The organism is Streptomyces sp. NPDC050423 (assembly GCF_040655445.1).
Lineage (GTDB): Bacteria > Actinomycetota > Actinomycetes > Streptomycetales > Streptomycetaceae > Streptomyces.
This window is the reverse complement of sequence record NZ_JBFAJY010000026.1, coordinates 46027-61388: the sequence shown is the minus strand read 5'-3', so window position 1 is coordinate 61388 and position 15362 is coordinate 46027. Positions and strand designations below refer to the sequence as shown.

Annotated in this window: 14 protein-coding genes; 2 read left to right on the top strand and 12 right to left on the bottom strand. The window is 69.7% G+C overall.

Features of this window, described 5'->3' with window-relative positions:
• Positions 1–10 precede the first annotated feature (10 nt).
• Together hisS and AB0I52_RS20175 are read right to left on the bottom strand one after the other, a co-directional pair.
• A complete protein-coding gene (gene hisS, locus AB0I52_RS20180; protein ID WP_362964893.1) occupies positions 11–1273 on the bottom strand; it encodes a histidine--tRNA ligase in 1263 nt (420 codons plus the stop codon).
• A gap of 13 nt (positions 1274–1286) precedes the next feature.
• On the bottom strand, positions 1287–1973 hold the full coding sequence (locus tag AB0I52_RS20175) for an MBL fold metallo-hydrolase (RefSeq protein ID WP_363074386.1): 687 nt from the start codon (positions 1971–1973) through the stop codon (positions 1287–1289).
• A 148-nt stretch (positions 1974–2121) separates the two neighbouring features.
• On the opposite strand from AB0I52_RS20175, the gene AB0I52_RS20170 reads away from it, so the two are divergent.
• Together AB0I52_RS20170 and AB0I52_RS20165 are read left to right on the top strand one after the other, a co-directional pair.
• Positions 2122–2922, top strand: coding sequence for a peptidylprolyl isomerase (locus AB0I52_RS20170; protein ID WP_363074384.1), 801 nt, complete (start codon positions 2122–2124; stop codon positions 2920–2922).
• Between the two features lie 197 nt (positions 2923–3119).
• Positions 3120–4349: a DUF349 domain-containing protein gene (locus tag AB0I52_RS20165; RefSeq protein WP_363074382.1), complete on the top strand. Its 1230-nt coding sequence runs from the start codon at positions 3120–3122 to the stop codon at positions 4347–4349.
• Between the two features lie 138 nt (positions 4350–4487).
• On the opposite strand, the gene AB0I52_RS20160 is transcribed toward AB0I52_RS20165, so the two are convergent.
• The 10 genes from AB0I52_RS20160 to pdxT form a co-directional block, all read right to left on the bottom strand.
• Positions 4488–7058: a bifunctional (p)ppGpp synthetase/guanosine-3',5'-bis(diphosphate) 3'-pyrophosphohydrolase gene (locus tag AB0I52_RS20160; protein WP_363074380.1), complete on the bottom strand. Its 2571-nt coding sequence runs from the start codon at positions 7056–7058 to the stop codon at positions 4488–4490.
• Between the two features lie 170 nt (positions 7059–7228).
• Positions 7229–7783, bottom strand: coding sequence for an adenine phosphoribosyltransferase (locus AB0I52_RS20155; RefSeq protein WP_362967079.1), 555 nt, complete (start codon positions 7781–7783; stop codon positions 7229–7231).
• The gene (gene secF, locus AB0I52_RS20150; protein ID WP_363074378.1) at positions 7780–8901 is read right to left on the bottom strand and encodes a protein translocase subunit SecF; all 1122 of its coding nucleotides are present in this window, start codon (positions 8899–8901) and stop codon (positions 7780–7782) included. Before secF ends, AB0I52_RS20155 begins: the two co-directional genes overlap by 4 nt.
• A 1-nt stretch (position 8902) precedes the next feature.
• On the bottom strand, positions 8903–10627 hold the full coding sequence (gene secD / locus AB0I52_RS20145; RefSeq protein WP_363074376.1) for a protein translocase subunit SecD: 1725 nt from the start codon (positions 10625–10627) through the stop codon (positions 8903–8905).
• A 147-nt stretch (positions 10628–10774) separates the two neighbouring features.
• A complete protein-coding gene (yajC, locus tag AB0I52_RS20140) occupies positions 10775–11266 on the bottom strand; it encodes a preprotein translocase subunit YajC (protein WP_363074374.1) in 492 nt (163 codons plus the stop codon).
• Positions 11267–11430: 164 nt separating this feature from the next.
• Positions 11431–12504 (bottom strand): Holliday junction branch migration DNA helicase RuvB, encoded by a 1074-nt coding sequence (ruvB, locus tag AB0I52_RS20135; protein WP_363074372.1) that lies wholly within the window; start codon positions 12502–12504, stop codon positions 11431–11433.
• 83 nt (positions 12505–12587) lie between these two features.
• Complete coding sequence (gene ruvA / locus AB0I52_RS20130) at positions 12588–13214, bottom strand: Holliday junction branch migration protein RuvA (protein ID WP_362967069.1); 627 nt, start codon at positions 13212–13214, stop codon at positions 12588–12590.
• Complete coding sequence (ruvC, locus tag AB0I52_RS20125; RefSeq protein WP_363074369.1) at positions 13211–13783, bottom strand: crossover junction endodeoxyribonuclease RuvC; 573 nt, start codon at positions 13781–13783, stop codon at positions 13211–13213. The genes ruvA and ruvC overlap by 4 nt, the downstream gene beginning before the upstream one ends.
• A 127-nt stretch (positions 13784–13910) precedes the next feature.
• The gene (locus AB0I52_RS20120; protein ID WP_123468415.1) at positions 13911–14663 is read right to left on the bottom strand and encodes a YebC/PmpR family DNA-binding transcriptional regulator; all 753 of its coding nucleotides are present in this window, start codon (positions 14661–14663) and stop codon (positions 13911–13913) included.
• Positions 14664–14724: 61 nt separating this feature from the next.
• Complete coding sequence (pdxT, locus tag AB0I52_RS20115) at positions 14725–15357, bottom strand: pyridoxal 5'-phosphate synthase glutaminase subunit PdxT (RefSeq protein WP_363074367.1); 633 nt, start codon at positions 15355–15357, stop codon at positions 14725–14727.
• Positions 15358–15362 lie beyond the last annotated feature (5 nt).

Here is a 15362-nt window from a genome sequence, read left to right as displayed (position 1 = left end):
GGAGGGGAAACTACGCGAGGCGCGTCCGGATCGTCTCGGTCACCTCGGCCAGGGCGACAGCCGTCTGCTCGCCGGACTCCATGTCCTTGAGCTGCACGACGCCCTCGGCCAGGTCGCGCTCGCCGGCCACGACGGTGAACCGCGCGCCCGACCGGTTGGCGCTCTTCATCGCGCCCTTGAGCCCGCGCCCCCCGAACGCGAAGTCCGCGGCCACGCCCTCGCGGCGCAGCTGCGTGACGACGGCGAACAGCTTCCGCCGCGCCTCCTCGCCGAGCGGTACGGCGAAGACACTGGTGGTGGAGGGCAGTTCGAGCTCGATGCCCTCCGCCTCCAGGGCGAGCACGGTGCGGTCCACGCCGAGCGCCCAGCCCACCGACGGGAGCGCCGGGCCGCCGATCATCTCGGAGAGGCCGTCGTACCGGCCGCCGCCGCCCACCGCCGACTGCGAGCCCAGTCCGTCGTGGACGAACTCGAAGGTGGTGCGCGTGTAGTAGTCGAGCCCGCGGACGAGCTTCTCGTCGTCCTCGTACACCACGCCCGCCGCGTTGAGCAGGTCGCGGACCTCCTCGTGGTACGCCTTGCAGGCGTCGCAGAGGTAGTCGCGCAGTACCGGGGCGCCGGTCAGCTGCTTCTGGACCTCGGGGCGCTTGTCGTCGAGGACCCGGAGCGGGTTGATCTCGATGCGGCGGCGGGTCTCCTCGTCCAGGTCGAGCTCGCGCAGGAAACCCTGGAGCGCGTCGCGGTAGACGGGCCGGCACTCCTTGTCGCCCAGCGAGTTCAGCAGGATGCGGAACTCACGCAGGCCCAGGGTGCGGTACGCCTGGTCGGCCAGGATGATCAATTCGGCGTCCAGCGCCGGGTCCTCGGCGCCGATGGCCTCGGCCCCGACCTGCGAGAAGTGGCGGTAACGGCCCTTCTGCGGACGCTCGTAGCGGTAGTACGAGCCGGAGTACCAGAGCTTCACCGGCAGGTTGCCGAGCTTGTGGAGGTTGGCCTCCAGGGCGGCGCGCAGCACGGACGCGGTGCCCTCGGGGCGCAGCGCCAGCTGGTCGCCGCCCTTGGTCGTGAGGGTGTACATCTCCTTGCTCACGATGTCGGTGGACTCACCGACGCCCCGGGAGAAGAGGGCCACGTCCTCGAAGCCGGGGGTCTCGATGTAGCCGTAGCCGGAGTTCTTCAGCGGTGCGGAGATCGCCTCACGCACCGCGAGGTACTTCGCGGAGTCGGGCGGGGTCAGGTCGTACGTGCCCTTGGGGGCCTTGAAGGTGCTCACGATTTCGCTCTCGTCACATTCCTCGTCGGGGCGCGTCCATACCGTGCAGATACGGATTGGTGGCGCGCTCGCGGCCGATGGTCGTCTGGGGGCCGTGGCCGGACAGCACCACGGTCGAGTCGTCGAGCGGCAGGCACACACGGGCCAGCGACTCGAGCAGCTCGGCGTGGTCGCCGCCGGGCAGGTCGGTGCGTCCGACGGAGCCGGCGAAGAGCAGGTCGCCCGAGAAGAGGACCTGCGGAACCTCCGCTGCCTCGGGCATCCTGAACGTCACCGACCCCTTGGTATGGCCAGGCGCGTGCGAGACACCGAACTCCAGACCGGCCAGTGTCAGCCGCTTGCCGTCGGTCAGCTCCTTGACGTCGTCCGGCTCCCCCACCGTCAGCTCGCCCATGAGCGGCATCCCGATGGAGCGGCCGAGGGCCTTCTCCGGATCGCTCATCATGTAACGGTCCTCGGGGTGGATCCAGGCAGGGACGTCATGCGCGCCGCACACCGGGACGACCGAGGCGACGTGGTCGATGTGGCCGTGGGTGAGCACGACGGCGACGGGCTTCAGCCGATGCTTCCTCAGCGTTTCCTCGACCCCGGAGGCGGCCTGGTGGCCCGGGTCGATGATCACGCACTCCTCACCCGCGGCGGGGGCGACCAGGTAACAGTTGGTCCCCCAGGCCCCGGCGGGGAACCCGGCAATGAGCACGATCGTCCTTAATGGTCGTCCGACGAGGGGTTGCGGCTACGAGGTCGCAGCAGTTCAGAGCCTACCGGCGCTCCTCATTCCACAGCTAACCCATATACGGTACGGGGCAACTCAGGCCCGATCACACGACGTACAAGGAGATCACCCGGTGGTCAGCAGCGATCAGCGGCGGCGGCAGCTCGCCAGGGAGAAGTTCGAGCGGCAGCAGCAGCGCCGGGAGGAGGCTCGCCACCGGACCCGGCGGCTGACGGTCATCATCGCCTCCGCGGTGGCCGTGGTCGCCGTCATAGGCGGCGTCACGTACCTCGCCACCGGCGACGACGGCAAGAAGGACAAGACCGACGCGGCCGCGAGCGCGAGCCCGTCGGCGTCGGCGTCGGCGTCTCCGACGGCGAGCGAGAAGAGTGCGCCCGAGCCGGCGATGAAGATCGACAAGAAGGCGAAGTACACCCTTTCGCTCAAGACGAGCCAGGGTGACATCGCGTTCACGATGGACGCGGCGAAGACCCCGCACACGGCGAACTCCTTCAAGTCACTCGCCGACAAGGGCTTCTTCGACGGCACGAAGTGTCACCGGCTGACCACGCAGGGTATTTTCGTCCTCCAGTGCGGCGACCCCAAGGGCGACGGCACCGGCGGTCCGGGGTACACGATCCCGGACGAGAACCTGACCGCGCTGGGCAAAGCGGGCAAGGACGGCACGGTGACCTACCCGGCCGGCACGGTGGCGATGGCCAACACGGGCCAGGCGCACACCGGCGGCAGCCAGTTCTTCCTCGTCTACAAGGACAGCAAACTGCCGCCCACCTACACGCCGTTCGGCACGATGGACCAGGCTTCGCTGAAGGCCGTCGAGGCCATCGGCAAGGCGGGTGTCACCGGCGGCGCCGCCGACGGTGCGCCGAAGAAGGCCGTGAACATCTCGAAGGCGGCCGTCGACAAGGCGTGAGCCCGGCGGGCCCGGCGTGATCCGCACGACAGGCACCCTGCGCGGGGCCGGATAATTTCGGCCGCGCGGAGTGCGGACAGCCGGGTGGCCCGTCGCCTAGATTGGCGTTGTGCAGGGCGGGCGCTGCCCGCCCAAGGAAACTGTGGACGATGCCAGGGGGGTGAACCCTCTCGCGGGCATCAGGTGGAGGAGGCGCTGTGAGCAGCGACCCGTGGGGCCGTGTCGATGAGACGGGCACCGTGTACGTGCGTACAGCCGACGGCGAGCAGGTCGTCGGATCGTGGCAGGCCGGTTCTCCGGCGGAGGCCCTGGCCTACTTCGAGCGCAAGTACGAGGGCATTGTGGTCGAGATCGGCCTCCTTGAGCGGCGGGTGAAGACCACCGACCTGTCCGCGAAGGACGCGACGACCGCCATCGAGCATCTGCGTGCGCAGGTCGACGAGCACCATGCCGTCGGCGACCTCGACGCGCTGCGCAAGCGGCTGGACGCCCTGGTGGCGACGGTCGACTCGCGGCGCGAGGAGCGCAAGGCCCAGAAGGCGAAGCAGACCGACGAGGCGAAGCTCGCCAAGGAGGCGCTGGTCGTCGAGGCCGAGGAACTGGCGCAGAGCGAGCAGTGGCGTTCCGCGGGCGAGCGGCTCCGTGCGCTCGTCGACACGTGGAAGGGACTGCCGCGGCTCGACCGCAAGTCGGACGACGAGCTGTGGCACCGCTTCTCCCACGCGCGTTCGGCGTTCTCCAAGCGCCGCAAGGCCCACTTCGCCTCGCTGGACGCCCAGCGCGAGGAGGCCCGCAAGGCCAAGGAGAAGCTGGTCGTCGAGGCCGAGTCGCTGTCCCGCTCCTCGGACTGGGGCACGACGGCTGCCCGCTACCGCGACCTGATGACCGAGTGGAAGGCCGCGGGCCGCGCCCAGCGCGAGGCCGAGGACGATCTGTGGAACCGTTTCCGCGGCGCCCAGGACGTCTTCTTCGCCGCGCGCGGCGAGGTGTTCGCCGAGCGGGACGCGGAGCAGGGCGAGAACCTCAAGCTCAAGGAGGAGCTCGCGGCCGAGGCCGAGAAGCTGGTGCCCGTGAAGGACCTGAAGGCCTCCAGGGCGGCGTTCCGGGCCATCAACGAGCGCTGGGAGGCCATCGGCCATGTGCCGCGTGACGCCCGCCCGAAGATCGAGGCGCGGATGCACACGGTGGAGCGGGCGCTCCAGGAGGCCGAGGAGTCGGAGTGGCGCCGGACCAACCCGGAGGCACGTGCCCGTGCCGCGGGTCTGACCGGACAGCTCCAGTCTGCCGTGGACAAGCTGCGTACCCAGATCGACACGGCTCGCACCTCGGGCAACAACGCCCGTGCGGACAAGCTCGCCCGCGAGCTCGAGGGGCGGCAGGCGCTCCTGGACCAGGCTCTGAAGGGCCTGGAGGAGTTCGGCGGCTGAGACGCCCGATCCGTCGTGAAGGGCCCCCTCCGCCGGTCGCGGAGGGGGCCCTTCACGTGGTGCCCGGGGCCGGCCCCGGGCCCTGCGGCCACCCGCGTGGTCGCGCGAGGGGCCGCAGGGCCGGTCGGACGGCCGGGGTCAGGGCCGCCGGGCCGAGGTCACCCGGTAGACGTCGTAGACGCCCTCGACGCCGCGTACGGCCTTCAGGACGTGGCCGAGGTGCTTCGGGTCACCCATCTCGAAGGTGAACCGCGAGGTGGCCACCCGGTCGCGGGAGGTCTGCACGGCCGCGGACAGGATGTTCACGTGCTGGTCGGACAGGATCCGTGTGACGTCCGAGAGCAGCCTGGACCGGTCCAGCGCCTCGACCTGGATGGCGACGAGGAAGACGGAGGACTGGGTGGGTGCCCATTCGACCTCAAGGATCCGCTCCGGCTCCTGCGAGAGCGAGTCGACGTTGGCGCAGTCCGCACGGTGGACGGAGACTCCGCTGCCCCGGGTGACGAACCCGATGATCGGGTCGCCGGGAACGGGCGTACAGCAGCGGGCCAGCTTGACCCAGACGTCCTCGACGCCCTTGACGACGACGCCGGGGTCGGCGTTCGCACGGCGCTTGTTGCGGCCGTGCGAGGGCGGCGAGCTCTCCGCGAGGTCCTCGTTGGCCTCGTCCTGGCCGCCGAGCGCCTGGACCAGTTTCTGCACGACGCCGGCCGCCGCGACATGTCCCTCGCCGATCGCGGCGTACAGGGACGAGATGTCGGGGTAGCGCATCTCGTGGGCGAGGGTGACCAGTGAGTCGCCGGTCAGGATCCGTTGGATCGGCAGGTTCTGCTTGCGCATGGCCCGCGCGATGGCGTCCTTGCCCTGCTCGATCGCCTCGTCGCGGCGCTCCTTGGAGAACCAGGCGCGGATCTTGTTGCGTGCCCGCGGCGACTTGACGAACCCGAGCCAGTCACGGGAGGGTCCGGCACCGGCCGCCTTGGAGGTGAAGACCTCCACCAGATCGCCGTTGTCGAGCGTGGATTCGAGCGGTACGAGCCGCCCGTTGACCCGGGCTCCTATGGTCCGGTGGCCGACCTCCGTATGGACGGCGTACGCGAAGTCGACCGGTGTCGCCCCTGCCGGGAGCGCTATCACGTCGCCCTTCGGCGTGAAGACGAAGACCTCGTTGCGCGAGAGGTCGAAACGCAGGGACTCCAGGAACTCGCTGGGGTCCTCGGTCTCCTTCTGCCAGTCCAGGAGCTGGCGCAGCCACGCCATGTCGTTGACGGTGTCCTGGCCGCGGCCGGTGTTCTTGGGGACGTCGGTGCGCACCTTGGAGGCGCCCGCGACGGCCTCCTGCTTGTACTTCCAGTGCGCGGCGATGCCGTACTCGGCACGGCGGTGCATGTCGAACGTACGGATCTGCAGCTCGACGGGCTTGCCGCTGGGACCGATCACCGTGGTGTGCAGCGACTGGTACATGTTGAACTTGGGCATCGCGATGTAGTCCTTGAACCGGCCGGGGACCGGATTCCACCGCGCATGGACGGTGCCGAGCGCCGCGTAGCAGTCGCGGACCGTGTCGACGAGGACACGGATGCCCACCAGGTCGTAGATCTCGGCGAAGTCCCGGCCCCGCACGATCATCTTCTGGTAGACGCTGTAGTAGTGCTTCGGCCGGCCGGTGACGGTGGCCTTGATCCGGGCGGCGCGCAGGTCGGACTGGACCTCGTCGGTCACTATGGCGAGGTATTCGTCGCGCTTGGGCGCCCGCTCGGCGACGAGGCGGACGATCTCGTCGTACATCTTCGGGTAGAGGATCGCGAAGGCGAGGTCCTCCAGCTCCCACTTGATGGTGTTCATGCCCAGGCGGTGGGCGAGCGGGGCGTAGATCTCCAGCGTCTCGCGCGCCTTCTTCTCCTGCTTCTCCCGCTTGAGGTAGCGCATGGTGCGCATGTTGTGCAGCCGGTCGGCGAGCTTGATGACCAGCACCCTGGGGTCCTTGGCCATCGCGACGACCATCTTGCGCACGGTCTCGGCCTGCGCCGCCTCACCGAACTTGACCTTGTCCAGCTTGGTCACGCCGTCGACCAGCAGGGCGACCTGGTCGCCGAAGTCGCGGCGCAGGGTGTCCAGGCCGTACTCGGTGTCCTCGACCGTGTCGTGCAGCAGCCCCGCCATCAGAGTGGCCGGATCCATACCCAGCTCGGCCAGGATCGTGGTCACGGCGAGCGGGTGGGTGATGTAAGGGTCGCCGCTCTTGCGCTTCTGACCGCGGTGCCAGCGTTCCGCGACCTGGTAAGCGCGCTCGATCTGGCGCAGCGTGGCGGTCTCGATCTTGGCGTCGTTGCTGCGGACGGTACGCAGCAGCGGTTCGAGGACCGGGTTGTACGGGCTGGAGCGCTGGACGCCGAGGCGGGCCAGCCTGGCCCGCACCCGGTTGGAGGAGCCACCGCCGGTACGGGCCACCGGGCCTGCGGGCGCGGGCGCCGACGCGGCGGGCTTCGCCGGGGGCTTCGGTGCCGTCGGGGGCGGCGAGGCGGGTTGGGCCGGCTGGGCGGGGGAAACGGGCGCGGGCCCGTTGGCCTCGGCGGGGGCCGGGCCCGCGCCGGGCTCCGGCGCCGGAGGCTTCGGCTTCTCCGCGGGCTGCTGCTTCGCGGGCGTGGCTGGGGCCGCCGCGGGCTTGTCGGGCTGCGGGGCGGCGACTGGCTGGGCCTCGTCTGGCAAGAGCGCTCCTCGTGCGGATCCGGACACCCGGAAAGGCCATCGTAACGACCCTGCGGCCGCTCCTCCCCCGGGGACCGTGAGAGCACACACAACGCGAAGCGGGCCCCCGGTTGTTCCCGGGGGCCCGCTTCCGTGCCTGTGATGCGGCGCCGCGTGCGGTCCGCCGGCGCTCAGACCGTGATCAGGGCCTCCAGCGGAGCGCCCCGCAGGCTCTCCTCCAGGCGGGCCCGGCCGGCCAGGAATCCCAGTTCCATGAGGACGGCGACGCCGGCGACCCGGGCCCCGGCCCGCCGGATGAGTTCCAGCGAGGCACCGGCGGTGCCGCCGGTGGCCAGGACGTCGTCGATGACCATGATCCGGTCGTCGGCGGACAGGTCCTCGGCGTGGATCTCGATCTCCGCGGTGCCGTACTCCAGCTCGTAGGACTGGCTGAGCGTGGCGCCCGGCAGCTTTCCGGCCTTGCGGACGGGGACGAAGCCGAGCCCGGCCCGGACCGCGACCGGTGCGGCCAGGATGAAACCGCGGGCCTCCAGGCCGACGATCTTCGTGGCGCCGTGCCGTACGCACAGTTCCGCCAGGGCGTCGGTGAGAGCGGTGAAGGCCACCGGGTCCGCGAGCAGCGGGGTGATGTCCTTGAACATCACCCCCGGCTTCGGGTAGTCCGCCACGTCACGGATCCGGCTGAGCAGGAGGTCCCTCGTGCTCGCTGTGGTGCTGCTGGTCATCGACGCTTCCCCGGGGTCCGGCCGTGGCCCCTGGGGGGCTCCTGGCGCTGGCCGACGACCGCTGCGGCGGGTGCGACGTCAGCGGCGGCGTCAGCGGCAGCGGGGAGGCCCTGCTCCGCCTCCTCCGCCTCGGAGAGCTCGCCCTTGGCGGCCGCTGCCGCGCGCTTGGCGAGAATCCGCTTCTTCAGGGCCTTGATCTGCGGGTCGCGTTCCTTGAGGTCGGCGACGAGCGGAGTGGCGATGAAGATCGAGGAGTACGCACCGGCGGCGAGGCCGACGAAGAGTGCCAGGGAAATGTCGTTCAGCATGCCCGCGCCGAGGACACCGCCACCGATGAACAGCAGGCCGGCGACCGGCAGCAGGGCGACGATCGTGGTGTTGATCGAGCGGACCAGCGTGCTGTTGATGGAGCGGTTGGCGATCTCGCTGTACGTCCACCGGGTCTGCTTGGTGATCCCCTTCGTGCCCTCCTTGAGGCTGTCGAAGACGACGACCGTGTCGTAGAGGGAGTAACCGAGAATCGTCAGCAGACCGATCACGGTGCCCGGGGTGACCTCGAAGCCGACCAAGGCGTAGACACCGACCGTGATGGTGATGTCGTGGATCAGCGCGACCAGGGCCGCGATGGCCATGCGCCATTCGAAGGCGATGGCCAGGTAGATCACCACGAGGACCATGAAGACGCCGAGGCCGGTCCAGGCCTTGTTGGCGATCTGCTCACCCCAGCTGGGGCCGACCAGGTCGGCGGCGATCTTCTCCTCGGAGACGTTGAGGCTCTTGGCGAGGTCGCTCTTGATCGCGTCCGACTTCGAGGTGTCGACCTCGGTGATCTGGATGCGCAGTCCGCCGTTGCCCAGCTTCTGGACGATGGCCTGGTGACCCGAGGACGTCGCCGCCAGTTCCTCCGCCTTGGCGACGGAGACGCTCGTCTTGGGGGTGGTGAAGACGGCGCCGCCCTTGAACTCGATGCCCATGTTCAGGCCGCTGACCGCCAGGCCGACGATGGCCGTGATGGTGATCAGGATCGAGATGCCGTACCAGATCTTGCGGTTGCCGATGAAGTCGTAGCCGACCTCGCCGCGGTAGAGACGGGCGCCGAGATTGCCGAGTCGCGACATCTCACGCCTCCTTCGGGTCGGTGGGGGCGTTGACACGGCGCGAACGACGCAGCGGCGGCTTGGCGCCGAGCCGCTTCGGGTCCAGCCCGGACCACGGGTGACCGCTCGCGAAGAACTTCTTGCGGGCCAGCAGCGTCATGACGGGCTTGGTGAAGAGGAACACCACGACCACGTCGAGCAGAGTGGTGAGACCCAGCGTGAACGCGAAGCCCTGGACCTTTCCGACAGTGACGACGAACAGCACCGCCGCGGCCAGGAACGACACGAAGTCGGAGACCAGGATGGTGCGGCGGGCGCGGGGCCAGGCCCGTGAGACGGCGGGACGGAGCGTACGGCCCTCGCGGATCTCGTCACGGATGCGTTCGAAGTACACGATGAACGAGTCCGCGGTGATTCCGATCGCCACGATGGCGCCACACACAGCGGGCAGGTTCAGCGCGAATCCGATGGCCGGGCCGAGCAGCGACATGATCGTGTAGGTCAGGATGCCGGAGACCAGGAGGCTGAGGAGCGCGATGAACGCCAGCCCGCGGTAGTAGGCCACCAGATAGATGACGACCAGGGCCAGGCCGATGGCACCGGCGATCAGGCCCGCCTTCAGCTGCTCCCCGCCGAGTGCGGCAGTGACGGTGGTGACGCTCTGCTCCTTGAAGGAGAGCGGCAGCGCGCCGTAGGAGAGCACGTTGGCCAGGTCCTCGGCGGACTGCTGGGTGAAGCTGCCGGAGATCTCCGCGTCGGCGCTGAGCGCCTCGCGCACGGAGGGCGCCGAGACCACTTCGTTGTCGAGCGCGATGGCGAACTGGTTCTGCGGGGACTGCTGCTGGGCGAGCGTGCCCGTGATCTTCTGGAACTTCTTGGCGCCGCCGTCGGTGAAGCCCATCTGAACGATCCACTGACCGTTGTTCTGGTTGATGGCCGCCTTCGCGGTCTTCACGTCCGTGCCGTCGACCTCGGCCGGGCCGAGCACGTACTTGGCGCTGCCGTCCTGCTCACACGCGATCACCGTGTCGGTGGCCTTGGAGCCCTGGGCTGCCTGGGAACGGCCGGCCTTGGTGGAGCAGTCGAGCGCCTCGAACCGCTTCTGCAGCTTGGCGGCCGCCGCCTGCTCCTCGGCGGACGCCGTGGGGGTGCCGCTCGCCTTCGGGGTGGGCGTGGAGTCGGCCTTCAGGGCGCCGGTGACCGCGCGGCCCTGGGTGGTGGCGCTCGGGCTCGGCTTGTCGGACGGGCTCGTCGCCTTGTCGGTGGCGGAGGAGCTCGGCGTCGCCGCCGGGCTGGCCTTGTCGGAGGACGAGGCGCTGGGTGCCGGGGTGGGCGTTCCCTGGGCTACGGTCAGCACCGGCCGGAAGTAGAGCTTGGCGGTCGTACCGACCTGCTCCCGGGCCTGGGCGGAGTTCGTGCCTTTGGGGATGTTGACGATGATGTTGCTCTTGCCCTGGGTCTGAACCTCTGCCTCGGAGACGCCAAGACCGTTGACGCGGCGTTCCATGATCTGGACCGCCGTGTCCATGTTGGTCTTGTTGACCGCCGACTCCTGGCCGGGCTCGGCCTTCGCCTCCAGCGTGATGGACGTGCCACCCGCCAGGTCGATGCCGAGTCGCGGCGTCGGCTGATCGGCGAGGAACATCCCGCCGGTCAGCGCGACCATGGCAATGAGGATCAGAGCCAGGGCACGGCCCGGCCTGTCCTGACCACCGGCCGAACCTCGGCCCTTCTTCGGTGCTGCCACCTTCTCGTTTCTCCCTGTCCAACCGCCCCGCGCCGGGTACGCGCCCAAGCGGCCACGAAGTGTAGTGGGGACCCGCCCTCGCAGAAGACCGCACGGTCCCGGGGACAGCCGGATGCCTGTGGGCTCACGGCGTCCCCGGGGCGTGTGCTACTTCGCGTCGGCCTCGCCGTCGGTCTTGCCGTCGGACTTCTTGTCGGCCTGGGTGTCGGCCGGCTCGGAGTCGTCCGCCTCGGAGTCGTCCGCCTCGGCCTTCTTGCCCAGATCGATCTTGGCGTCGTCGGCGTCGGCGTCGTCGAGCTCGGTCAGCGAGGAGGCGTCGTCGGGCACGACAGCGCCGTCGACGTCGAGCTCCTCCTCGTCACCGTGGACGATGCGGTTGTACTCCGCGTCGTCGAGGACGGCACCGATGGAGTTCTTGGCATAGACGGCATGGACGCCGGGAGCGATCTCAAGGAGGACCGAGTCGTCGTGAAGCTCCTTGACGGTGGCGTACATGCCCCCGATCGTCCGGACGCCGGTACCGGGCTGCATTTCATTGCGCATGTTCGCAGCCGCCGCCTGCTTCTTCTTGGCGGACCGCGTCATCAGGAACATGGCCCCGATGAGCACGATGAAGGGGAGGAGAGTCACGGGATTCACGGGACGAGTTTCCTTCGCACGACCGCACTGGAAGGCGGCCTGGTCTACGGGGGTGGGTACACCGACCTGTAAGGGCGGCATCGGCGGAGTCTAAGCGAGTCCGCATCGATGGAACAACGCCCAGCATGGCACCCGGGTTCCTCTGCAGGCCAACCTGTGATGCATCACGCCCCGAACAGGCCCTGTTGTCCCTTTCCGCCTTGCTGCGGCGCAACCAGCCCGAGGTGGGCCCAGGCAGCCGGTGTGGCGACCCGCCCGCGCGGCGTCCTGGCCAGCAGGCCCTCCCGCACCAGGAAGGGCTCGGCGACCTCCTCGACCGTCTCGCGTTCCTCACCCACGGCGACCGCGAGGGTTGACAGGCCGACCGGACCGCCGCCGAAGAGTTTCATCAGGGCGCCGAGCACCGCCCGGTCCAGCCGGTCGAGACCGCGGGCGTCGACCTCGTACACCTTGAGGGCCGCCGCTGCGATGTCCCGGTCGATCCTGCCGTCGGCCTTGACCTGGGCGTAGTCCCGGACGCGGCGCAGCAGCCGGTTGGCGATACGGGGCGTGCCACGGGAGCGGCCGGCGATCTCCGCGGCGCCCTCCACGTCTATCGCGACGTCGAGGAGCCGGGCGGAGCGGTGAATCACCCTTTCCAGTTCGACGGGGGTGTAGAACTCCATGTGTCCGGTGAAGCCGAAGCGGTCGCGCAGCGGGGGCGGCAGGAGCCCTGCCCTGGTGGTGGCTCCGACCAGGGTGAAGGGCGGCAGCTCCAGCGGGATGGCGGTGGCGCCCGGCCCCTTGCCGACGATCACGTCGACCCGGAAGTCCTCCATCGCCATGTAGAGCATTTCCTCGGCGGGCCGGGACATCCGGTGGATCTCGTCGAGGAAGAGGACCTCGCCCTCCTGGAGCGAGGACAGGATCGCGGCCAGATCGCCGGCGTGCTGGATGGCGGGGCCGGACGTGATCCGGATCGGCGCGTTCATCTCGGCGGCGATGATCATGGAGAGGGTGGTCTTGCCCAGGCCCGGGGCGCCGGAGAGCAGCACGTGGTCGGCGGTGGCGCCACGGGCGAGGGCCGCCTTGAGGACCAGGTCGAGCTGTTCGCGCACCGTCTCCTGGCCGACGAACTCGTCGAGGTCCTTGGGGCGCAGTGCCGCCTCGACGGCGGTGTCCTCGCCGTCCGCGCCGGCGTCGACGAGGCGCTCGTCGAGCAGCTCGTCGGTGTCGGGTCGGGTCTCGTCCCAGTTCATCTCGTCAGTCCCGCCTAGGGTGTTTCGGTGCCGGGCCGTGCGGTGCCCGGCCCGGGGTGGAGAAGGGTGCCCTCCCGGCTTGCTCAGCGCGCGCGGTTGAGGGTCTGCAGGGCGGCGCGCAGCAGCTGCGGTACGGGCGGCTGCGCGCCCTGCGCGAGGGCCGCCTCCGCCTGCGGGGCCACGGCGGACACCGCCTCGTCCGCCTCGCGGGTCGCGTAGCCGAGGCCGATCAGGGCGGCCTGCAGCTGGTCCCGCCAGGAGGAGGAGACCGCGGTGCCGATGCCCTGCTGGCCGATGTGGGCGCCGACCGGCTCGCCGAGTCTGTCCTTGAGTTCGAGCAGGAGCTTCTGCGCGCCCTTCTTGCCGATGCCGGAGACCGCGGTGAGCGCCTTCTCGTCCCCGGTGGACACGGCGATGCGCAGGGCGTCCGGGCTGTGCGTGGCGAGCATGGCCTGGGCGAGCCTGGGTCCGACCCCGCTCGCGGTCTGGAGCAGCTCGAAGGTCTGCCGCTCGTCGTCGTCGGTGAAGCCGTAGAGCGTGAGGGAGTCCTCCCGTACGACGAGGGAGGTGGCGAGCTTGGCCTCCTTGCCGATACGGAGACCGGCGAGGGTGTTCGGCGCGCACTGGACGGCCATGCCGATGCCGCCGACCTCGATCACGGCTGTGGTCGGGGCGAGAGCGGCCACGGGGCCGCTGACGAAGGCGATCATCGGGGGACCTTCCGGACGGGAGCTGCTGCGGTGCGCGGAATGCGCGGGGTGCGGGCCGCGGCCGCTGCCGCGTGCGCCTGCTGGAGGCGGTTGACCGCCGGGGCGCGCCAGATGTGGCAGATGGCGAGGGCGAGGGCGTCGGCGGCGTCGGCCGGTTTCGGCGGGGCGTCCAGCCGCAGGAGCCGGGTGACCATGGCCCCGATCTGGGCCTTGTCCGCGCGGCCGCTGCCGGTGATGGCGGCCTTGACCTCGCTGGGCGTGTGCAGGGCCACCGGGATGCCGCGGCGGGACGCGCAGAGCATGGCGACCGCGCTGGCCTGGGCCGTGCCCATCACCGTACGGACGTTGTGCTGGGCGAACACCCGCTCGACGGCGACGTACTCGGGCCGGTGCTCGTCGAGCCACTCCTCGATGCCGCGCTCGATGGCCACCAGCCGGTGTCCGAGCTCCGCGTCGGACGGGGTGCGCACGACTCCGACGCCGAGCATCGTCAAGGGGCGGCCGGCGACGCCCTCGACGACGCCGATGCCGCACCGGGTCAGCCCGGGATCCACGCCGAGTACCCGCACGGTTCGCCCCCTCCCTGCCGATCGGTCAACTGTTCCCGCAGGCTATCGGCTCGCACTGACAATGCGACGGGCCGACGGGGTGTGTCCCCGTCGGCCCGTCCACGGAAGCTGCGTCGCGAGGCGCGGCTCAGGCGTCCACCTTCTCCATGACCTCGTCCGACACGTCGAAGTTGGCGAAGACGTTCTGCACGTCGTCGCTGTCCTCCAGCGCGTCGATGAGCTTGAAGATCTTGCGGGCGCCCTCCTCGTCGAGGTCGACCTGCATGGTGGGCAGGAAGTTGGCCTCGGCCGAGTCGTAGTCGATGCCCGCCTCCTGGAGCGCGGTGCGGACCGCGACCATGTCGGTGGCCTCGCTGACGACCTCGTAGCTCTCACCGAGGTCGTTGACCTCCTCGGCACCCGCGTCCAGGACCGCGCCCAGCACATCGTCCTCGGACAGCTCGCCCTTGGGGACGATGACGACGCCCTTGCGGTTGAACAGGTACGAGACGGAGCCCGGGTCGGCCATCGAGCCGCCGTTGCGCGTCATGGCGACGCGCACGTCGGACGCGGCGCGGTTACGGTTGTCGGTGAGGCACTCGATGAGCACCGCGACACCGTTCGGGCCGTAGCCCTCGTACATGATCGTCTGGTAGTCGACGCCGCCCGCTTCGAGACCGCCACCGCGCTTGACCGCTGAGTCGATGTTCTTGTTCGGGACCGAGCTCTTCTTCGCCTTCTGGATCGCGTCCACAAGGGTCGGGTTGCCCTCGGGGTCCACACCGCCGGTGCGGGCCGCGACCTCGATGTTCTTGATCAGCTTCGCGAAGAGTTTGCCGCGCTTGGCGTCAATCACGGCCTTCTTGTGCTTCGTCGTAGCCCATTTAGAGTGGCCGGACATCTGCCTTCTCCTTCGCGTCACCAAATTCCGTACGAACCCGAGAGATCCTACCGGGGTCGAGTCAGCCCGATGCGCGCACCATGTCGACGAAGTACGCGTGAAGCCGGTGGTCACCGGTCAGTTCGGGATGGAATGACGTGGCAAGGGCGTTTCCCTGCCGTACCGCCACGATATGGCCGCCGTGCTCCGCGATGACGCGGGCCGACGCGCCCACGGATTCGACCCAGGGGGCCCGGATGAAGACGCCCTCGACCGGGCCGCCGTCGATTCCGGCGACCTCGACGGCCGCCTCGAACGACTCGTTCTGCCGCCCGAAAGCGTTACGGCGCACGATCATGTCGATGCCGCCGATGGTCTCCTGGCCCGAAATGGGGTATCCCCTGCTCGAACCGAGTTGAGAGCTCGGGGAAGGGGCGAGGATCTTGTCGGCGAGCAGGATCATTCCGGCGCAGGTGCCGTATACCGGCATCCCGGCGGCCACCCGTTCGCGCAGCGGTTCCAGCATCCCGAACAGCGCGGCCAGTTTGGACATCGTGGTGGACTCACCGCCGGGGACGACCAGGCCGTCGATCTCCGCGAGTTCCTCGGGCCGCCGGACCGGCCTGGCCAGGGCGTCCGCCGAGGCCAGGGCGATCAGGTGTTCCCGTACGTCGCCCTGGAGGGCCAGGACTCCGATCACAGGGGTGTCGCTCATCAGTG